Consider the following 20,654-nt stretch of genomic DNA (forward strand, 5'->3'; position numbering starts at 1 on the left):
GTCTACACTTGCCCCCACCCCCAAGGCGCGGCAAACGACGAGGTCTGGATGAAGACATTTCAAACACTGCTGGCCGGCCTTCTGCTGGCCGCAGGCTTGGCAAGTACCGACACTGCCGCTTCGGCAGAGCAACGCCCGCCTATCCACTTTGGCGCCATCGGCTGGGAAAGCGGCGCCCTCACCACCGAAATCCTGCGCCTGATCGTGGAACGTGGCTACGGCTACCCCACCGACACCCTGCCCGGTAGCACCGTCAGCATGGAAGTGGCCCTGGCCCGCAACGACCTGCAAGTGATCGCCGAAGAATGGGCCGGACGCAGCCCTGCATGGGTCAAGGCCGAGCAGGCGGGCCAGGTGTTTGCGCTGGGTGACACGGTCAAGCATGCCGAAGAAGGCTGGTGGGTACCGGCGTATGTGATCGAAGGCGACGCTGCCCGCAAGCTCAAGCCCGTGGCGCCAGAGTTGCGCAGCGTCGACGACCTCAAGCGCTACCCGCAGGTGTTTCGTGACCCCGAGTCGCCCGACAAGGGCCGCTTCCTGAACAGCCCCAGCGGCTGGACATCGGAAACAGTCAACAGCCAGAAGCTCAAGGCGTATGGCCTGAACGACCTGTACACCAACTTCCGCAGCGGGTCCGGGGCGGCGATGGATGCCGAAATCGGCTCGGCCATTCGCCGCGGCCAGCCGGTGCTGTTCTACTACTGGAACCCGACCCCGTTGATGGGGCGCTACAAACTGATCCGCCTGGAAGAACCAGCATTCGATCCCCAGGCCTGGGCCACGCTGACGGATGCCGGCAACCCCAACCCGAAGGGCAGCCGCTCGCTGCCAGCGAAGTTGTCGATTGGTGTGTCCAAGGCCTTCCGCGACGGCTACCCGGACCTGGTGGCGGTGTTCGAACAGGTCGACCTGCCGATCGACCGGCTTAACCGGGCGCTGGCGCAGATGAGCGAGAAACGCACGCCACCACGCGAAGCCGCCCTCGCCTTCCTGCGTGACAACCGTGACGTCTGGAAGCCCTGGCTGCCCGGTGAGGTAGCAGCCAAGGTCGAGGCCAGCCTGTGAGCGATGGTTTCCCGCAAGCTTTGCAGTTTTCCTTCGCCGACAGCGTCAACCGGCTGGTTGACTGGCTGGTGATGCATTACGGCGACCACCTGCGCTCCGTTTCGGACCAGTTGCTGCAACTGCTGGTTGGCCTGGAAAACCTGCTGCGCCTGCTGCCTTGGTGGCTGCTGTTGCTGCTGGTTGGCCTGCTGGCCTGGCACGCCAGCCGCAACCTGCTGCGCAGCGCGGTGCTGGTGGCGCTGCTGGCCCTGATCGGCATGCTCGGGCTGTGGGACAAACTGCTGCAGACCTTGGCCCTGGTGCTGGTGAGTACAGGCCTGTGCGTGCTGGTGGGTGTGCCGCTGGGCATCTTGCTGGCGTCCCGCCCCCTGGCGAAGCGCCTGCTGTTGCCGGTGCTGGATGTGATGCAGACCCTGCCCGCCTTCGTATACCTGATCCCGGTGCTGATGCTGTTCGGCCTGGGCAAGGTGCCCGCCGTGTTTGCCACACTGATCTATGCCCTGCCGCCACTGGTGCGATTGACCGAGCTGGGCCTGAGCCAGATCGCCCCCTCGTTGTTGCAGGCCGCGCACGGCCTGGGCGCCAGCCGCTGGCAGCGCTTGCGGCGTATTGCCCTGCCACTGGCGCTGCCAAGCATCATGGCCGGGCTGAACCAGTCGGTGATGATGGCCTTGTCGATGGTGGTGGTGGCGTCGATGATCGGCGCCCGCGGGCTGGGTGAGGATGTGCTGTCCGGGATCCAGACGCTGAACGTGGGCCAAGGTGTGGAGGCCGGTTTGGCGATTGTCGCGCTGGCCATGGTGATCGACCGCATAAGCCAGGCGTATGGGCGCCCTGCGCGCTGAACAGTGCAGCCTGTAGCGGCCCTATCGCCGGCAAGCCACACAGGGATCGCGTCAAGGCTGGCAGGTGTTGGCCATAAGGTATGCAGCGCCTGTGAGATCGAGCGCCGCGCGGGCGGCGCTCGATCTCACAGGCGCTGAAGATGCCGTGGCGAGCACCTGGCAACCCTGATGCCATTGCAAGAAACCATAGAATCTCCCACAGGGTCACCACAATGGGCGCTGCGTGTGGGGCACTTGTGGGAGCTGGCTTGCCGGCGATAGGGCCGGGCCTGACAATACCGCCTTGTCAGCTTGCAACCGGACCTCATCCGCATGTCCCTCAAAGCCCTGCGCACCCTGGTGACCATTGCCCGCCACGGCACCTTCGCCCGCGCCGCCGACCTGCTAAGCCTCACGCCCTCGGCAGTGAGCCTGCACATCAAGACCCTTGAAGACGAGCTGCAGGTAACCTTGTTCGACCGCAGCCGCCGGCAGGTGGTGCTGACCGAAGCCGGCCAGCTGGCAGTGGCACGCGCCGAGACCATCCTGGGCGCCTATGACGAACTGGCCGACGCGCTGGCCAGCGGCCCGAGCCTGCGCGGCCGCCTGCGGCTAGGGGCCATCCACACAGTACTGGCGCGGCGCCTGCCCAAGGCGCTGGTGTGGATCAAGGCCAACCACCCGCAATTGCATATCAGCGTGGCCTCGGGCATGTCGGCAGAGCTGGCACGCCGCGTGGAAGACGGTGAGCTGGACGCGGCAATCACCACCGAACCGGTCAGCCCGTACCCACAAAGCCTGGATTTCACCCCGTTGTTCGAAGACCGCTTCTGGGCTATCGCCAGCCCCGAACTGGCCGGGCACAGCGTGCCTGAATTGCTGGCCAGTCAACCGTTCCTGCGCTTTGACAAACGCGCCTGGGCCGGGCGGCAGATCGAACAGGAACTGCGCCGGCAGCATTTGCAGGTGAGCGAGCAGATGGAACTGGACAGCCAGGAAGCCCTGGCAAGCATGGCGGTAATGGGCCTGGGCGTGGCGATCATCCCCATGGCGGACGACGACCTGCAACGCTTGCCACCCGCCACCTGCTTGCCATTTGGCGAACCGCAGCTGACCCGGCGGGTGGTGTTGCTGGAGCATGAGAAGAGCCAGCGCAGGCATTTGAGTGCGGTGCTGAAAACTGCGCTGGAGGCGTAGTAGCCCATTACTGGCTGTTCTAGCAGGACCTCTGTGGGAGCGGGCGTGCCCGCGAACACCGGCACAGCCGGTGCCATCCCTCGCGTTGGATTCTTCGCGGCGGTTCGACGCCTCGACATGCCCGCTCCCACAGCGACCGCTGTAATACCTCAACCATGCATTTTTCCTCAACGGTCAGTGCAGAAAACAACGTTTTTACAAATGCTTTGTCACCCCTAGTCTATGCACGTACCCGACCACGGAACGTCGACCATGCTCCACTTGCTGCTGACCACCCTGCTACCGATCATCCTGCTGATTGCCCTGGGCACCTTCCTGCGCGTGCGGGGCTTCCTGGCCGAGAGCTTCTGGCCCGGCGCCGAGCGCCTGAGCTATTACGTACTGCTTCCCTCGCTGTTCCTGCACGGCCTGGCCACTGCCAACCTCGACGGCGTACCGGTAATGGGCATGGTCGGCGTGCTGATGCTCTCGACCTTGGCCGGGGCCGTGCTGCTGGTGCTGTACCAGGGTGCGATCAACCACGACGGCGCTGACTTCACCTCGGTGTTCCAGGGCGGCATCCGCTTCAACAACTACATTGGCGCCACCCTCGCCGCCGGCATCTACGGCAGCGCCGGCATCGCCCTGGCGGCGGTGGCCAATGCTGCCATCGTGCCCTTGGTCAACCTGCTGTGCGTGCTGGTGTTCGCCCGCTTCAGCGCCCGCCACAGCTCTGCGGCCACGGTGCTACGGGCAATCTTTGCCAACCCGCTGATCGTCGGCTGTGCGGGCGGGCTGCTGCTGCGGGTAACAGGGCTGGGCTTGCCGCCTGGCATCGAACCCACGGTCAAGGCACTGGGCCAGGCCGCTCTGCCGCTGGGCCTGCTGTGTGTGGGCGCGGCGCTGGGAGGGGCCCGCCTGGGCCAGCAGGTGCGCCCGCTGATGGCAGCCTCGGCGTTCAAGTTCCTGGTCATGCCATTGACCACCTGGGGCCTGTGCCGCGTGCTTGGCCTGAGTGGCCAGGCAGCGGTGGTGGCGGTGCTGTTCCAGGCCTTGCCCACCGCTTCGTCCTCGTATGTGATGGCCAGGCAAATGGGTGGCAACGCCCCCCTGATGGCCACCATCATTGCCCTGCAGACTGTTGCCGCTGCTGCAACCCTGCCTTTGGTGCTAATGCTTACGCTTGGCTAGACTGGGAAGCAGCCCCCCATTCGGAAGCTTTGCCATGCGCCTTGCCTGCATCGTGATCAGCTTGACCTCGGCCCTGCTCACAGGCCCTTTGCATGCAGCCGACACAGCCAAGGCTGCGGTGGCTGAAGACAAAGCCGAAGTGCTGGAAGAAAAGGTGGTCAACGATGCCCCACCGCCGAAAAAGGCAGAAAAACTGACCTCAAGCGAAGCCCAGGCCGTGGACCCGGCCGGCCAGGCGCCGCTGGACGACAGCATCACCTGCCTGGCCCGTACCATCTACTGGGAAGCCAAAGGTGCCGATGCCGAAGACATGTCGGCCGTGGCCAGTGTGGTGCTGAACCGACTGGGCCATGACGGCTTCCCCGATACCATCTGCGGCGTGGTCAAGCAGGGCGTGGAGACCAAGGCCTGCCAGTTTTCCTGGTGGTGCGACGGGCGCCCGGACCAGGTCGAGGAAGCGCAGCGCTACGATGTCGCCAAGGAGATCGCCCGCAAGGCGCTCAACCAGCAATTGAAAGACCCAACCGGCGGTGCGCTGTACTTCCACGACCGCACGGTGCACCCCGACTGGGCCAAGGCCTACCGCAAAACTGCACAAACCACGCACTTTCTGTTCTACAAGCCGAACCAGGCGTTGGCGCGGTGAATCAGAAATCGACCGTGCCCGAAAACTTGACCAGCCGTGGGTCACCCTGGGTCAGATAGCCGCCATTGGCTGATGCCCAGTAGTTCTTGTCGGTCAGGTTTTCCACGTTCACGCGCAGCGTGACGGCTTTGTCTTGTACTTTGAAGCTGTAACGCGCGCCCACGTCGAAGCGGTTCCAGGTCGGCAGGCTGAGGGTATTGGACGGGTTGGCATACTGGCCGCCCGTGCGCAGCATGCGGGCGTTCACTGCCACGCCCTGCAGCCCCGGCACATCCCAATCGACACTGGCGTTGAGCTGGAAGGTGGGCACCCCGACGGCATGGTTGCCGTCGTCGGCGCCACCCTGGGTGTTCTTCAATTCGGTGTCCATGCGCGTGCCACCCGCCATCAGGCGCAGCCCCTGCAACGGTTCGCCAAACACGCTCAGCTCGATGCCCTTGTTGACCTGCTCGCCATCCTGCACAAACACATTGCCCTGGACAAAGCCATCGGTGGGCCGCTCGATGCGGAACACTGCCAGGTTGGCGCCGAACGTCTGGTAGTCGAGTTTGACGCCCGCTTCCACTTGCTTGGTCTTGGCCGGTGGAAACACCTCGCCCACGTTGACGATACCCTGCCCGGAAGCCGTCGCCCCCTGGGCCAGGCCCTCGATGCGGTTGGCATACAGCGAGATCGACGGGTTGACCTTGTAGACGATGCCATACACCGGCGTGGTGACCGACTCGTCGTAGAACGCGTTGCGCCCCAGGTCCGGCCCTTCGCCATCGTAGGCGTAGCCCTCCACCCGCAGCTGTTGACGGCGTACGCCCAGTGTTACCAGCAAGCTGTCATCGAACAGGCCCACCGTATCGGACACCGCGAGGCTGCGGTTGCGCGTTTTGCCGGTAACCCCCGGGTCGTCCAGCTTGCCGCCGGTAAAGGTCGGTGTGGTCGGCCTGGGCAATGGGTCGGTGTGGTAGATATTGGTGTCTTGCGAGTTGTAGAAGACGAAGGCGTTTTCCTGCTGGGTCCAGATGCTGGCCGCGCCCAGGTTGAGCTGGTGGCTGATCGGGCCAGTCTGGAAGCGCCCGTTGATGCCGCCCATCAACGTGGTGTTGTCTTCGTTGTGAGGGATCTCGGAGCCGGCGATGGTGGCATCGCCGGTGGCCGCATCGGTCAGGATCGGCGTGCCGTAGAAGCCGTTCTCGTGGGTGTGCTTGATGCCCCCGGCCAGGTAGCCGCTCCAGTTGTCGTTGAAGTCGTAGTCACCACGGACCATGCCGAAGGTGTCTTCGGTTTCGGTCCATGACCAATCCTGACCGTAGTTATGGTCGGCGGCCGGTGCACGCGGAATGTCGGTCAGGCCAGCCCCCAGGCGCACGCTGTTGCGCATGTGGTTGACGCGTTGCTTCTGGTAGCCGACGTCGGTAGACAGGCGAAAGCTGTCGCCGCGGTAATCGAACCCGACAATGAACAGCTTGCTGCGCTGATGCTGGTCGTCCACCGCGGTTTCGCCTTCGCGCTGCGACAGGTTCAGGCGCACGCCAAAGCGGTTGTCCTCGCCGAAACGCTGGCCGATGTCCAGGTGTTCGCCAAGGCGGCCATCGCTGCTGATGTCCTGGGTATAGCGCCGGGTGGGTGTGTCCCCGGCCCGTTTGGGTTGCAGGTTGACGTTGCCACCCAGGCCAGTGCCTGTGGGGCTGGCGCCGTTGAGGAAGGCATTGGGGCCTTTGAGCACCTCCACCCGCTCGATGGCGTCGGTGGAGATCATCTGCCGTGGCAGTACGCCGTACAGGCCATTGAACGCCACATCGTCACCATTGAGCGGCAGGCCGCGAATGACGAATACCTGTGACTGGTTGCCGAAGCCAAACGACTGGCGCACGGAGGGGTCGTTGAGCAGCACGTCACCAATGTCTTCAGCTTGCTGGTCCTCGATCAGCTGCGAGGTGTAGCTGGTCATGGTGAATGGCACATCCATCATGTCCTGGTTGCCCAGGATACCCATCTGCCCGCCCCGCGCTACCTGGCCGCCGGCAAATGGCTCCGGTGGCTCGCCCTTGGGCCTTGTGGCCTCGGCATTGACGGCGGTGGCATCCAGCTCGATGACACCCTCGGCGGCCTGGGCATTGACCGCAACGGAACAGCAGACAGCAAGAAAGGTCGATTGATACGGACGGACTCGTGCCATGGAAGGCTCCCGGTCTTGTGGGTACTGGCCTTCCTGGCAGGTTGGGAATAACTGGCGTTTGAGTATTGTTTCTAGTCGATGTTACGAATGATTACCAAGTGATCGCACTTTTCCGGCGACCAGTGGTCTACTCCCTCTTTTGCCGCCAGCAACGATTGCCGGCGTTTTCATTGCTTTGCACCCGCCAGGGGCCAAAAGCCCCGGGCTTGTGTAGGATGAGCAGCGCATACCACGACGCTGCCAGTCATAGGGAGATCCACATGCGCGTCCTGTCATCCGTTGCTGCCTTGTCGCTGGGCCTGGTCGTCTCGACCGGGGCGCTGGCTGTCACCGGCGAAGAGGCGCAACTGATCGATTCGATCAATGTCTACCGCAGCCAGGCCCAACCCTGCGGTGGCGAAGCGTCGCTGGAGCTGCCGCCGCTCAACAGCGACACCCGCCTGGCGCTGTCGCCAGAAGGCACCCGTGACCTGCAGCAGGCCATGACCCGCGCCGCCTACCCCATGGTCAACGTACAGGCCATCAGCCTGTCGGGGCCACGCGATGCGCGCGCGGCCATGCATGCCATCGAAGAAAGCTTCTGCCAGGTGGTGCTCGACCCGCAGTTCGTCGATATCGGTGTCAGCCAGGAGGGCCGCGACTGGCGCATCGTGCTGGCCCGGCCGCTGCTCAGCGGCCGCCTGGGCGACTGGCAGGCCGAGGGGCAGAAGGTATTGCAAGAGATCAACGCTGCGCGCAAGGTACCGCGCCAATGCGGCGGCCAGCCGTTTGCTGCAGCCCCCGCACTGAGCTGGAGCACGGTACTGGCCGGGGTCGCCGCCAACCACACACGGGCCATGGCCAACCAGAACTTCTTCGACCACATCGACAAGGATGGCCGCACCCCCGGTGACCGGGCGGAGCTGGCCGGCTACCTGTACCAGCAGGTGGGCGAAAATATCGCCGCCGGGCGTGACACCGCACACAAGGTGGTAGATGGCTGGCTGGAGAGCCCCGGGCATTGCGCCACGCTGATGAACCCGGAGTTCCGTGAGCTGGGCGCCGCCTATGCCGTAGACCCGAAAAGCGATGCAGGCATCTACTGGACAGGCTTGTTCGGGACGCGGCAGTAAGCCGGGTGTTTGGCTGCCCGCAACGCCAAGGCTGTGCAGCCAAACCGCCGCCGTACCCATTTGCCCAGGTAACTGGCATCGCCTAACCCCGTTTCGTCGGCAATCTGCGCCAGGCTGTGGCTGGAATTCTGCAAGCGCCAGCGCGCCTGCTGCAAGCGCATCTCCAGCCACCAGGCCTTGGCACTCATGCCGTGGCTGGCCTGGAACTGCCGGTCCAGTTGGCGCCGGCTGATACCCAGCTCTGCAGCCAGCTGCTCCACCGCCAGCGGGGTGCCCAAGTGGTGACGCATCAAGGCCTGCGCCCGCTGCACCTGGCGCCCCTGGCCCACGCCCAGCTCCAGCGAGCGCAAGGCGTGGCGGCTGTCGCGGGTTTCGTCCACCAGCATGTCCGCCAGCCCTTTGAGCGCCCGGGTGCGTCCACAGGCTTGTGACAACAGCGCCACCGCCAGGTCGATGGCTGCCGTGCCGCCAGCGCAGGTAATACGGCCTGCGTCGATGCAATACAGTTGATCGCGCAGCACCTGCAACTGTGGAAACGCTGCACGAAACTCGGCTTCGTGACGCCAGTGCACGACCACCTTGTGGCCCCGTAACAACCCACACGCCGCCAACAAGAAGGCGCCATTGTCGACCCCCACCAGCTTGACCCCGGCTTTGCCGGCCTGCCTGAGCAAGCTCTGGTAGTGCGGCGCCAAAGCAGCTGTAGCCATGGCGTTGCGCCCGCCGAACACCACCAGGTAGTCGAAACTGGACAGGTCAAGCTGGCCGGCCACCGCCTCCACCTGCACCACCGCCCCACTGCTCGATGCCACCGGGTCGAGGGTGAGCCCTGCCACAGTCCAGCTGCAATAGCGCTGCTGGCTGTAGTCTTCGTCGTCGGCGCTGAAGCGCAACTTGTCGAGAAAACCGCCGAATGGCAGCAGGGCGAAGTCCGGTAATGGCAGGATCAGCAGGCGGATATCAGGCAGCATGGCATTGCGTCCAGAAACGACTATTCAATGTCCAGATCATACGCTTGCCGAGCGGGCATCGCGCCATAGACTGGCACCCTCTCCATCACCAAGGCTGCAACCCCCATGGCACTCGACACCTGGCTCATCTACCTGCTGGCCAGCATCGGCCTGTCGCTGACACCAGGCCCGAACAGCCTGCTGGCCCTGACCCATGGCGCCCTGTATGGCGCGCGCCGCACGTTGTTCACCATTGTGGGCGGCGTGTTCGGCTTCAGCGCACTCATTGCCCTGGCCATGTTTGGCCTCAGCGCGCTGCTGCAAACCTCGGCCTCGGTGTTGAGCGTGCTGAAGTGGGTGGGCGGCGCCTACCTGGTCTGGCTGGGTATCCAGCTGTGGCGCAGCCCGGGCCTGCATCTGGAGTTGACCGAACGCAGCACACGGCTTGGCAATGCTGGCTTGTTCCGCCAAGGCTTGTTGTCGGCCATGGCCAACCCCAAGGTACTGTTGTTTTATGGCGCTTTTCTGCCGCAATTCATCGACCCGCAGCGCGGGCTGATGCTGCAGTTCGTGGTGATGGCGGCGACCTTTGCCAGCATCGAGTTTGTGGTTGAGTACCTGCTGGCGCGCCTGGCGTTTCGTATCAGGCCGTGGCTGGCCAAGGGTGGCAAAGGTTTCAACCGCTGCTGCGGCAGCCTGTTTGCCTTGATTGGCGTGGCGCTGCCGCTTAGCCGCTAACACTTGGTGCAGGTATCCACGGCCTTTGTGGGAGCGGGCATGCCCGCGAACACCGGCGCAGCCGGTGCCATGCACCGCGTTGGATTCTTCGCGGGCACGCCCGCTCCCACAGGGTACGCGGTGCGCCCGGAATCAGTTCTCTGCGCGACAGCGCGGCCCAATGGGCTGGGCAATCCCCCACGGCGACAGCGAACGTCGGCAGCCCCTCGTTCAGGCACGCCGGGCTTTGAGCAGGAAGACCAGCAACGCCACCCCCGGCAACCCCGCCCCCACCAGCGCCACCCCCTGCCAGCCAAACTGGCTGAACAGCGCACTGGCCACGGCCGACCCCAGCGCCCCACCCAGGAAGATGCTGGTCATGTACACCGCGTTCAGCCGACCGCGGCTGGCCGGGTCCAGTGCATACACTTCGCGCTGGCCGATGACCATGTTCATCTGCACCGCAAAGTCCAGCAGCACGCCGGTCAAGCCCAGGCCGATCACGCTATAGCCCGGCACCGTCAAGCCCAGCAGCAAGGCAGCCGGCGCCAGCAACAGCGCCAGCAGCGATCCGGCCCGCGCATGCCCGGCGTCTGCCAGGCGCCCAGCCAACGGCGCAGCAACGGCCCCCACCGCGCCCACCAGGGCGAACACGGCAATCTGGCTCTGCGACAGGCCATGTTCACCCGCCAGCGCCATGGGCACTGCCGTCCAGTAAAGGCTGAACGCTGCGAACATCAGTGCCTGGTACAACGAACGCTGGCGCAGCAGCGGATAGCGGCGCAACAAGGTGAGCAACGACAGCATCAAACCGGCATAGCTGGCTTTGTGTTCGGGCCGCCGCTGCGGCAGGGTCAGGGCCAGCAGCAGGATGATCGCCAGCATCACCCCGGCAGCGCCAATGAACACCGCGCGCCAGCCAAAGTGGTCGGCCACCAGGCTGGACAACGGCCGCGCCAGCAGGATACCCAGCAACAACCCGCCCATGATGTTACCGACCACGCGGCCACGCTGTTGCTCCGGTGCCAGGTGCGCCGCCAGTGGAATGAGCATCTGCACCGCCACCGAACTGAACCCGATCAACAGCGCATAGCCCAGGAACAGCTGGCCCTGGCCGCTGCTGCTGGTCCCTGCCAGCAGCAGGCTGACGCAGGCCAGCACAGCGGTGGCGACCATCAGGCGGCGGTTTTCCAGCAGGTCAGCCAGCGGAACCAGCAACAGCAGGCCCAGGGCATAACCCAACTGAGTGAGCGAAACGATCAGGCTGGCATGCTCGGTGGACAGCCCTAGGTCCGGGGCGATCAAACCGACAATAGGCTGGGCGTAGTAGATGTTGGCAACGATCGCGCCGCAGCAGAACGCCAGCAGCACGACCAGCGCCCGGCTCAGGCTGGTGGCTGCGGGCTGCGTGGCAGCAAGGGAGGGATTCATGCGTGGTTCCTCGACAAGGGGTGGTCTATGCCGGCTACGTTACCCATCTACGTCGTTGGCGAGAATCCGGCCTGGGCGCAATGCGGCTTTGCGTACTGCGCAACGCTAAGCGCCGCGTTGCAGCAAATTCTCGCAAAAGTCGATGAACGCATTCACCCGCCGCGAACCACGGTGGTTGGGCAGGTAGAGGGCGTTGATGCTGTTGTTGGCCATGCCCGGGCTCACCTGCCAGTCGGGGAATACCCGTTGCAAGCGCCCGGCCAGCACATCCTCGCGCACCAGCCAGTCGGCCAGCAGCGCGATGCCGCTGCCCGCCAACGCGGTTTCACGCAACATGTCGGCATTGGCACTGCGCAGCGGCCCGGTTACGTCCAGCTCCAGGCTGTCCTGCCCACGCGCCAGGCGCCAGGGCCGGGCTTTTTGCCCATAGCGAAAGCGCAGGCAGGCGTGCTCCAGCAGTTGCCGGGGGTGCTGCAGCGGGTCACGCCCGGCCAGATATACCGGGCTGGCCACCAGCCAACGCTCAAAGCGGCCAAGTTGGCGGCACACCAGTTCGTCATTGGGCGAAGGGTCGCCCAGGCGGATCGACAGGTCATAACGCCCGTCCAGCAGGTCATCCAGCCGGTCACTGAGGTCTATATCCAGTTCCAGCGCCGGGTGCCGCATCAGGAAGGGCCCCAGGTACGGTGCAATGACCCGCCTGCCGAACTCCACCGGCAGGCACAGCCGCAAGACACCAACCGGTTCCTCGCCACGGTCGGCAACACTGGCATCGGCTTCGTCCAGCGCCTCGAAAATGCCCCGGGCGCGCTCATAGTAACGGGCGCCGGCTTCGGTCAGGCTGACCTGGCGCGTCGAGCGGTTGAGCAACGTGGCACCCAACGCGGCTTCCAGGGCATCGACCAGGCGGGTTACCGACGATGTCGCCAGCCCAAGCCTGCGCGCAGCGGCAGAAAAGCCCTGGGCATCTACGGTGGTCACGAACATCTTCATCGCCAGGAGTTTGTCCATCTGCTGCCCGTTTTCCAAATCTCAGAAAGTTCTTACAAACCGCAGGGTGGGTCAAGAAGCGCGCTACAAAGCAATCACGTCCATAGTGGAACAACTCCTGTTCACGCGAGGCTTCCCATGACACCTAACAACCTGCTGACTGCCCTGCCCCCCTGCGATCCCACCAGTGCCGAATGCGTAGACGAATTGCTCAGCCGCCCTGGCGTGCGGGTGGAGCGCATCGTTTCCAGCGGCCAAGCCAGCCCGCCCGGGTTCTGGTACGACCAGGCCGAAGGCGAATGGATCGTGCTACTCAGTGGTGCTGCCGGCCTACGCTTCGAACACGAGCAGTACACCCGCCTGCTGGCACCGGGCGATTGCCTCGACATTCCGCCGCACTACCGCCACCGCGTGGAATGGACCGCACCCGGCACAGCCACCGTCTGGCTCGCCGTGTTTTACAGCAACAGCGCGCCATGGCCGGCGTAGGGCAGCGCAGTCGACCAAAGTATGAATGCAGGTTGACTAACCTGCATGAACACTTCGTTTGATGCATTTTTAAAGACATGATCTAGACTTTTAGCCACACCTTCGCAAGTTCAGCCCTGCGACAATCAGCCTCACAAAATTATGTACCAACTTGTTAATTAGCAAGCTAAGGGCTTAGACTGCGCGCATTCCACCTGCTGAGATCCCTGGCATGAACGAAACACCGCGCGCCTCTGGCGCCACAAACATCATCCTGATCGGCCTGGGCGTGATCATCGCCCTGCTCGGTCTTCTCCTGGCTGCCGGCGGCGTCAAGCTCGCCGGCCTGGGCGGTTCCTGGTACTTCCTGATCGGCGGCCTGGCCATGGCCATCGCCGGTGTCCTCATCGCCCGCCGCAAGGCGGCTGGTGCCTGGCTGTACGCTGCATTCCTGGTCGGCACTGCGGTCTGGGCGTTGATCGATACTGGCCTGGTGTTCTGGCCGCTGTTCTCGCGTCTGTTCATGTTTGCCGCCATCGGCATGGTGGTGGCGCTGGTCTACCCGCTGCTGGCGCGTGCCAACGGCGCCAGCGCTGGCCGTGGTGCCTACGGCGTTGCCGGGGTGATGGCCGTGGCACTGGTGATCGCCGCCGGTAACATGTTCGTTGCCCACCCGAGCGTCGCCCCTACCGGCAAAGGGCCTGGCATGACCCCGGTTGAAGCCGGCAAAGAGCAGAAAGACTGGGCCCACTACGGCAACACCGAAGGTGGCAGCCGCTTCGCCGCGCTGGACCAGATCAACCGCGACAACGTCAACAAGCTGAAGGTGGCCTGGACCTACCACACCGGTGACGTGGCCATCAGCGATGGCAACGGTGCCGAAGATCAGTTGACCCCGCTTCAGATCGGCAACAAGGTGTTCATCTGCACCCCGCACAACAACCTGATCGCCCTTGATGCCGACACCGGCAAAGAGCTGTGGAAGAACGCAATCAACGCCCAGTCCAAGGTCTGGCAGCGTTGCCGTGGCATGGCTTATTTCGACGCCACTGCCGCCATCGCCCAGCCGACCCAGCCGAACAGCTCCCCGGTCGCCGGCGGTAGCGTACCGGCCGGTGCCAACTGCCAGCGTCGCCTGCTGACCAACACCATCGACGGCCGCCTGATTGCTGTCGACGCCGACAACGGCGAGTTCTGCCAGGGCTTTGGCAACAACGGCCAGGTCAACCTGATGGCCGGCCTGGGCAATGTGCCAGACTCCTACTACCAGCTGTCCTCCGCGCCGCTGATGGCCGGTACCACCGTGGTGGTTGGCGGCCGTGTTGCCGACAACGTCCAGACCGACATGCCAGGCGGCGTGATCCGTGGCTTCGACGTGATCACCGGGGAAATGCGCTGGGCCTTCGACCCAGGTAACCCGGAAGACCGCCAGGCACCGCAGGGCGACAGCACCTACGTACGCAGCACCCCGAACAGCTGGGCGCCAATGTCCTACGACCCGGCGATGAACACCGTGTTCCTGCCAATGGGCTCGTCGTCCACCGACATCTATGGCGTTGAGCGAAGCAAGCTGGACCACACCTACGGCGCTTCGGTGCTGGCCCTGGACGCCACCACTGGCAACCAGAAGTGGGTGTTCCAGACCGTGCACAACGACCTGTGGGACTTCGACCTGCCGATGCAGCCAAGCCTGATCGACTTCACCAAGGACGACGGCCAGTCGGTACCTGCGGTGGTGATCGGCACCAAGGCCGGGCAGATCTACGTGCTCGACCGCGCCACCGGCAAGCCGCTGACCCAGGTCGACGAAGTACCGGTCAAGCCAAGCAACATCCCGAACGAGCCGTACTCCCCAACCCAGCCGAAGTCGGTGGGCATGCCGCAGATCGGCGCGCAGACCCTGACCGAATCGGACATGTGGGGCGCCACCCCGTATGACCAGCTGCTGTGCCGCATCGACTTCAAGAAAATGCGCTACGACGGCCTGTACACCGCGCCGGGCACCGACCTGTCGCTGAGCTTCCCGGGTTCGCTGGGCGGCATGAACTGGGGCAGCATTTCCACCGACCCGGTACATGGCTTCATCTTCGTCAACGACATGCGCCTGGGCCTGTGGATCCAGATGATTCCGTCGCAGAACAAAGGCGGTGCGTCCTCCGGTGGCGAAGCGCTGAACACCGGCATGGGCGCAGTCCCGCTCAAGGGCACCCCGTATGCCGTGAACAAGAACCGCTTCCTGTCGGTAGCCGGCATTCCGTGCCAGGCACCACCGTTCGGCACCCTGACCGCCATCGACATGAAGACCCGCCAGGTTGCCTGGCAGGTACCGGTGGGCACTGTTGAAGACACCGGCCCGCTCGGCATCCGCATGCACCTGCCGATCAAGATCGGCCTGCCAACCCTGGGCGGCACCCTGTCGACCCAAGGCGGCCTGGTGTTCATCGCCGGCACCCAGGACTTCTACCTGCGCGCCTACGACAGCAGCAACGGCAACGAGATCTGGAAGGCCCGCCTGCCAGTAGGCAGCCAGGGTGGCCCGATGACCTACGTCTCGCCGAAGACCGGCAAGCAGTACGTGGTGATCACGGCTGGCGGTGCACGCCAGTCGACTGACCGTGGCGACTACGTGATTTCTTACGCTCTGCCGTAAGACCGCGTCGCCTACTTCGCGGGCATGCCCGCTCCCACAGGTTCTGCCTTGAACCTTGTGGGAGCGGGCGCGCCCGCGAATGGCCCATAGACAATTCGAGACAACGCAATGCCATCCGCAATCCGCATCACCCCGACCCTGTTGCTGGCCCTGGCCAGCACCACCGCCCTCGCCAACGACGACCTGCTGACCCGCAGCACCCTGACCGGTGACTGGGGCGGCCTGCGCCACCAGCTGGAAGAAGACGGCGTGAAAATCACCGGCGACTACAGCGGCGAAACCGCCTACAACGCCCACGGCGGCCTGCACCGCTCGGCGCGTTACTCGCAGAACGTCAAGCTGGGCGTACAGTTCGACTTGTCGAAACTGTATGGCCTGGAGAACGGCGGCAAGGTCCAGCTGACCATCAACGACCGCCGCGGCAACAGCGCTTCTGAAGACCTGGTAGGCAACCGCCTGCCGATCCAGGAAAACTTCGGTGGCCTGTACACCCGCCTGACCGAACTGAGCTACGAGCGCACCCTGTTCACCCCGGCACTCAACGTCAAGCTGGGCTACATGGCCATGGGTAACGACCTGGGCGGCCTGGACAGCGGCATCCTGTGCAACTTCATGAACGCCGGCTTTTGCGGCCACCCGCTGAACATGTCCGGTGGCAGCGGCTGGACCAACTACCCCAACGCCCACCTGGGCGTACGGGTGAAGTATGACCTGTCGCCTGCCTGGCAACTGCGCGTGGCGGCGTTCAACGTCGACCCCGAAAGCAATGGCAACTCCAGCCGCGCCTGGCACCTGGGCCCCAAGCACACTGCCGGCACCGTGGTACCGGTGGAACTCGTGTACAAGCTGCAGGGTGAACTGCCGGGCGAGTACAAGCTGGGCTACTACTACGACAGCTCCGATGTGAAACGCATCGGCAGCGATGATGAAGTGTCCGGCCGCGGCGGCCACTACCTGCTGGTGGACCAGGCCGTGTGGAACGACCAGGGCTCGCCAGGCCGCAGCCTGCATGCCTTCGGCCAGTACTCGGCGTCGAGCAAGGCCGCCTCGCCGTTCACCAAGTGGTATGGCGCGGGCGTGGTGCTGTACAAGCCGTTCGAAGGCCGGCCGAAAGACACCGTGGCACTGGGTTACGGCCGTGCCGTTCCCAACCCGCGTAGCCGCGATGTGCTGGAAGATGCAGCCTTCAATGCTGGCCAGCAGTTCCCCGACATCGACAGCGCCGAGCAGTTGATCGAGCTGAGCTACGGCTACCAGGCCACGCCGTGGCTGAACCTGCGCCCGGATGTGCAGTACATCATTGAGCCGGGTGCGTTCTCTGGGAAAGACATCGACAACGCGCTGGTGGTTGGCCTGCAGGTCAAGGCAACCTTCTGAATCGCCGGGGCCGCGCTGCGGCCCATTCGCAGGCCATCAGCCATAACCCTCAACAACTGGCACACCCCCTTTCCCCGGTCTTTACTCAACCCTTCACTGCAAGGGAGAGCAAAGCCAATGAGCAGCGCAACGGAAGGCAAACTCAACGTCTGGTCGCTCACCGCCCTGGTGGTGGGCTCCATGGTCGGTGCCGGCATCTTCTCGCTGCCGGCCACCTTCGGCCGTGCCACCGGGGGCCTTGGCGCCATCATTGCCTGGTGCATCGCCGGCCTGGGCATGCTGATGCTGGCCTTCGTATTCCAGACCCTTGCCCGCCGCCGCCCGGACCTTGACTCGGGCATCTATGCCTACGCCAGCGCCGGGTTCGGCAGCTACCTGGGCTTTGCCTCGGCCTTTGGCTTCTGGGCCGGCACCTGCATCGGCAACGTGTCCTACTTCATCCTGATCAAATCCACACTCGGTGCTTTCTTCCCGGTCTTTGGCGAAGGCAACACCGTGGCTGCCATCGCCGTTTCATCAGTATTGTTGTGGGCCTTCCACTTCCTGGTCTTGCGCGGGGTACAACAGGCGGCAGTCATCAACACCATTGCCACGGTGGCGAAGATGATCCCGATCCTGGTGTTCATCGTGGTCATCATCGCCGCATTCGACGGTGGGCTGTTCAGCCAGAACTTCTGGGGCACCCCCATGGCCGGGCCGGCAGCCGACCTGGAGCACCTCGAAGACTTTGGCCGGGTCGGGCATGCTGCGGCCGAACTGCTGCCGCCGGGCGAGTCGCTGTTCGAGCAGGTGCGTAGCACCATGCTGGTAACGGTGTTCGTGTTCCTGGGTATCGAAGGCGCCAGCGTCTATTCACGCTACGCGCGCAACCGCCGTGACGTGGGCATTGCCACGGTGCTCGGTTTTGTCGGCGTACTGTGCCTGCTGGTGCTGATCACCCTGCTCAGCTATGGCGTGATGCTTCGCCCGGAACTGGCCGGCCTGCGGCAGCCATCGATGGCCGGGGTGCTGGAGGCGATTGTCGGGCGCTGGGGCGCGATCTTCATCAGCATCGGCCTGATCATCTCGGTGCTGGGTGCGTACTTGTCATGGACCTTGCTGGCCGCCGAGGTGCTGTACTCGGCCGCCCACGACCAGGCCATGCCGGCCTTTCTTACCCGGCAGAACCCGCAACAGGTGCCCTCGGCGGCGCTGTGGCTGACCACTTTGTTCGTACAATTGTTCCTGTTGCTGACGTGGTTCACCGAGTATGCATTTACCTTGGCGCTGGAGCTGACCAGCTCGCTGACCTTGATCCCCTATCTGTTGGTGGCGGCTTATGCGCTGAAGTTGGCGGTAAGCCGGGAGACCTATGAAAACGACACGGCCGAACGCGGCAAGGACCTGCTGGTGGCCTTGCTGGCAACCGCCTATGCGGTGCTGATGGTCTGGGCGGGCGGGATGAAGTACCTGCTGCTGTCGGCGGTTATCTATGGGCCGGGGACGGTGCTGTACATCATGGCGCGAATGGAGCAGCAGCGGCAGGTGTTCAACGGGCTGGAGCGGGTGGTTTTTGCTGTGGTGGTGCTGGGGGCGGTGATTGCCGTTTATGGGTTGGTCAGTGGGGCGATCGAGATCTGAGTTTCAAGCTGATGGCCTCTTCGCGGGCTCGCCCGCTCCCACAGGGACCCCACTGGTCTCATGGACTGCGCAGTACCTGTGGGAGCGGGCAAGCCCGCGAAGAAGCCAACTCGATCAATCCTGCTTAAGGTAATCCACCAGCCTGAGCAACATGGCATCACAGCCCTGCAACTGTTCGACACTGACAAACTCATCCGGCTTGTGCCCTTGGTCCATGCTGCCAGGTCCACACACCACGGTCGGAATGCCCGCCTGGTCGAACAGCCCGCCTTCGGTACCAAACGCCACCGTGCCGAATTCATCCGAGCCACTGAGCAACGCCACCAGCCGCGCAGCTTCGCTGTCCTCCGGTGTCGCCAGCCCAGGGTATGCACTCAGCGGTTCCAGGCGAATATCACTGCCTGCGTGGACCTTGCGCATACGCGGCAGCAACTCCGCTTCGGCATACGTCTGCAACTGGTCGGCCACTGCCTGTGCTTCAAACCCCGGCAAGGCGCGCACTTCGAAATCGAACTCGCACTCCGCCGGCACGATGTTAAGCGCCCTGCCCCCTTTGATCACCCCGGTCTGCACCGTGGAGAATGGCGGGTCGAAGCGCTCGTCGTGATGCTGTGGCAAGGCCAGTGCATCACCGATATCACCCAACTTGCCGATGAGCTTCGCCGCGTACTCGATGGCATTCACCCCATAGGGCGCATACGCCGAGTGGCAGGCCGCGCCATGCACCTGACAGCGCATCGCCAGCTTGCCCTTGTGCCCTAGCACCGGCTTGAGTTCGGTGGGTTCGCCAATCAGGCACAGACGCGGCTTGTGCGGGCGCTGTTCCAGCGCGGCGAGCATCGAGCGTACGCCCAGGCAACCGACCTCTTCGTCGTAGGAGAACGCCAGGTGCACCGGCATGCGCAGCGGCTGGGCAAGAAACGCTGGTACCGCTGCCAGCACCGATGCAATGAAGCCTTTCATGTCAGCCGTGCCACGGCCATAAAGGCGGCCATCACGTTCGCTGAGCGCAAACGGCTCGACCGTCCAGGCCTGGCCGTCCACCGGTACTACATCGGTGTGGCCCGACAGCACCACCCCACCTACGTCCCGAGGGCCGATGGTGGCGAACAGGTTGGCCTTGGTGCCCTCCGGGTTATGGAACAGTTCACTTTCCACGCCCAACCCGGCCAGGTAATCACGGATGAAGCCAATCAGCTCAAGGTTGGAGTCGCGGCTGACCGTGGCAAAGCCCACCAGCCGGGCCAGCAGCGTACGGCTGGCAACATCACTCATCGCCTGGCACCCCGTAGCTTGGCGCGGCGGTCGGGTTGAGGGCGCGGGTTACGTAATCCTGCATCTGCGGGCGGTACGCCTGCCACAGGCCATCGAGAACACCGATGGGGTCTGCTTCGGCCCAGTCCACGCGCAGGTCCACCAGCGGCCAGGTCAGTTCACCGGCAATCTTCAACGCCGCCGAATGCACCGGCCCCGCCTCACCGCCAGCAGCCATTGCCGCGTGCATGGCCGCCAGCAGGCGGTCGGCCAAGTGCCCACCCGCTTGTTCGAAGGCCACTACCATGGCTTCGATCACCTGGGTCGAGGACAACAGGTTACCTGCCGCGGCGCATTGCTCACCTGCCACGGCGTTGTGCGTGCCCAATGCCTCGCGACCGGTGAACAACGCCACCTGGCCATGGCTGTCGATCACCGTGACCTGGCGGTACTCGCTCCAGCCATTGGCGCTCAGCACCCGGTCCAGCACAGCAGCGGGCGGCAACTGGCCCTGCTCCAGCGCATCGAGAATCTGCGGCCCCAGCGCCGGCAAGGTGATGTTCTGCGTGGCAACAGCGCCGACACCCGCACGCACCCAAGGGCAACGGGCGCCCACGGCGATGCTCGAAGAACTGATGGCGATGCCGACCTGGCCGGTTTCCTGGCAGCGGCCGATGATGGAGAAGGTCATGGTAAAGCTCCTGTTGTCCTGTGCTATGCAGGGCATTCTGGGCGCAACCTTCTACCTCACGAAACCAACATTTTCCGAGGGGTTAGGCAGGAAAAAACTGTGCTGTGGCAGAGACCGCGCGCCGCCCGCGCGGCGCATCGCGAGCAAGCTCGCTCCTACAATTGTTTCGGGCCAGTTTCTCATGTGCGAGGCCACAGAATTCGAGGCCTTCGCCGTTTTATCGGCAAGCACCAGCTAAATACTATTTTCGCCATTTGTGCCGCATCCCTAGTCTGGCTCCAGGCAACGGCGGTCCTCCAAACCGACCTCACAAAAACCGCCT

18 protein-coding genes are annotated in these 20,654 nt (G+C 64.2%); 12 read left to right on the forward strand and 6 right to left on the reverse strand.

Annotation, left to right across the window (positions count from 1 at the left end; genetic code table 11):
- Positions 1-48 precede the first annotated feature (48 nt).
- From ACFY9W_RS20650 to ACFY9W_RS20670, 5 genes are all read left to right on the forward strand, one after another.
- Positions 49-1,065, forward strand: a complete 1,017-nt coding sequence (locus tag ACFY9W_RS20650; protein WP_391133880.1) for a glycine betaine ABC transporter substrate-binding protein — start codon at positions 49-51, stop codon at positions 1,063-1,065.
- On the forward strand, positions 1,062-1,910 hold the full coding sequence (locus tag ACFY9W_RS20655) for an ABC transporter permease subunit (RefSeq protein ID WP_391133883.1): 849 nt from the start codon (positions 1,062-1,064) through the stop codon (positions 1,908-1,910). Before ACFY9W_RS20650 ends, ACFY9W_RS20655 begins: the two co-directional genes overlap by 4 nt.
- A gap of 312 nt (positions 1,911-2,222) precedes the next feature.
- Positions 2,223-3,086, forward strand: coding sequence for a LysR substrate-binding domain-containing protein (locus ACFY9W_RS20660; protein WP_391133886.1), 864 nt, complete (start codon positions 2,223-2,225; stop codon positions 3,084-3,086).
- Between the two features lie 252 nt (positions 3,087-3,338).
- A complete protein-coding gene (locus ACFY9W_RS20665) occupies positions 3,339-4,256 on the forward strand; it encodes an AEC family transporter (protein WP_391133889.1) in 918 nt (305 codons plus the stop codon).
- A 34-nt stretch (positions 4,257-4,290) separates the two neighbouring features.
- Positions 4,291-4,902 (forward strand): cell wall hydrolase, encoded by a 612-nt coding sequence (locus ACFY9W_RS20670; RefSeq protein ID WP_391133892.1) that lies wholly within the window; start codon positions 4,291-4,293, stop codon positions 4,900-4,902.
- Between the two features lies 1 nt (position 4,903).
- Here ACFY9W_RS20670 and ACFY9W_RS20675 read toward each other — a convergent pair whose 3' ends face one another.
- A complete protein-coding gene (locus ACFY9W_RS20675) occupies positions 4,904-7,072 on the reverse strand; it encodes a TonB-dependent siderophore receptor (protein WP_391133895.1) in 2,169 nt (722 codons plus the stop codon).
- A 260-nt stretch (positions 7,073-7,332) separates the two neighbouring features.
- Between ACFY9W_RS20675 and ACFY9W_RS20680 the strand changes: the two genes are divergently transcribed.
- The gene (locus tag ACFY9W_RS20680) at positions 7,333-8,184 is read left to right on the forward strand and encodes a CAP domain-containing protein (RefSeq protein WP_391133898.1); all 852 of its coding nucleotides are present in this window, start codon (positions 7,333-7,335) and stop codon (positions 8,182-8,184) included.
- Here the strand turns inward: ACFY9W_RS20680 and ACFY9W_RS20685 are convergent.
- Positions 8,151-9,155: a helix-turn-helix domain-containing protein gene (locus ACFY9W_RS20685; protein WP_391133901.1), complete on the reverse strand. Its 1,005-nt coding sequence runs from the start codon at positions 9,153-9,155 to the stop codon at positions 8,151-8,153. The genes ACFY9W_RS20680 and ACFY9W_RS20685 overlap by 34 nt on opposite strands.
- 105 nt (positions 9,156-9,260) lie before the next feature.
- On the opposite strand from ACFY9W_RS20685, the gene ACFY9W_RS20690 reads away from it, so the two are divergent.
- Entirely contained in the window at positions 9,261-9,872 is a 612-nt protein-coding gene (locus tag ACFY9W_RS20690) for a LysE family transporter (protein WP_391133904.1), read from the forward strand.
- 210 nt (positions 9,873-10,082) lie between these two features.
- Here the strand turns inward: ACFY9W_RS20690 and ACFY9W_RS20695 are convergent, their stop codons facing one another.
- Together ACFY9W_RS20695 and ACFY9W_RS20700 are read right to left on the reverse strand one after the other, a co-directional pair.
- A complete protein-coding gene (locus ACFY9W_RS20695) occupies positions 10,083-11,282 on the reverse strand; it encodes an MFS transporter (protein WP_391133907.1) in 1,200 nt (399 codons plus the stop codon).
- Positions 11,283-11,387: 105 nt separating this feature from the next.
- Positions 11,388-12,293, reverse strand: a complete 906-nt coding sequence (locus ACFY9W_RS20700; protein ID WP_391133910.1) for a LysR substrate-binding domain-containing protein — start codon at positions 12,291-12,293, stop codon at positions 11,388-11,390.
- 117 nt (positions 12,294-12,410) lie between these two features.
- On the opposite strand from ACFY9W_RS20700, the gene ACFY9W_RS20705 reads away from it, so the two are divergent.
- The 4 genes from ACFY9W_RS20705 (at position 12,411) to ACFY9W_RS20720 (ending at position 18,387) form a co-directional block, all read left to right on the forward strand.
- Positions 12,411-12,761, forward strand: coding sequence for a cupin (locus ACFY9W_RS20705; RefSeq protein WP_391133912.1), 351 nt, complete (start codon positions 12,411-12,413; stop codon positions 12,759-12,761).
- A gap of 211 nt (positions 12,762-12,972) precedes the next feature.
- Positions 12,973-15,390 (forward strand): membrane-bound PQQ-dependent dehydrogenase, glucose/quinate/shikimate family, encoded by a 2,418-nt coding sequence (locus ACFY9W_RS20710; RefSeq protein WP_391133915.1) that lies wholly within the window; start codon positions 12,973-12,975, stop codon positions 15,388-15,390.
- A gap of 108 nt (positions 15,391-15,498) precedes the next feature.
- Positions 15,499-16,767, forward strand: a complete 1,269-nt coding sequence (locus ACFY9W_RS20715) for a carbohydrate porin (protein WP_391133918.1) — start codon at positions 15,499-15,501, stop codon at positions 16,765-16,767.
- Positions 16,768-16,884: 117 nt separating this feature from the next.
- Positions 16,885-18,387 (forward strand): amino acid permease, encoded by a 1,503-nt coding sequence (locus ACFY9W_RS20720; protein WP_391133921.1) that lies wholly within the window; start codon positions 16,885-16,887, stop codon positions 18,385-18,387.
- A gap of 114 nt (positions 18,388-18,501) precedes the next feature.
- Here ACFY9W_RS20720 and argE read toward each other — a convergent pair whose 3' ends face one another.
- Together argE and ACFY9W_RS20730 are read right to left on the reverse strand one after the other, a co-directional pair.
- Positions 18,502-19,662, reverse strand: coding sequence for an acetylornithine deacetylase (gene argE, locus ACFY9W_RS20725; RefSeq protein WP_391133924.1), 1,161 nt, complete (start codon positions 19,660-19,662; stop codon positions 18,502-18,504).
- Positions 19,655-20,332, reverse strand: a complete 678-nt coding sequence (locus ACFY9W_RS20730) for a DUF1028 domain-containing protein (RefSeq protein WP_391133927.1) — start codon at positions 20,330-20,332, stop codon at positions 19,655-19,657. The genes argE and ACFY9W_RS20730 overlap by 8 nt, the downstream gene beginning before the upstream one ends.
- Between ACFY9W_RS20730 and ACFY9W_RS20735 the strand changes: the two genes are divergently transcribed.
- A complete protein-coding gene (locus ACFY9W_RS20735) occupies positions 20,331-20,570 on the forward strand; it encodes a hypothetical protein (RefSeq protein ID WP_391133930.1) in 240 nt (79 codons plus the stop codon). The genes ACFY9W_RS20730 and ACFY9W_RS20735 overlap by 2 nt on opposite strands.
- Positions 20,571-20,654 lie beyond the last annotated feature (84 nt).

Source organism: Pseudomonas sp. NPDC008258 (genome assembly GCF_042956345.1).
Lineage (GTDB): Bacteria > Pseudomonadota > Gammaproteobacteria > Pseudomonadales > Pseudomonadaceae > Aquipseudomonas.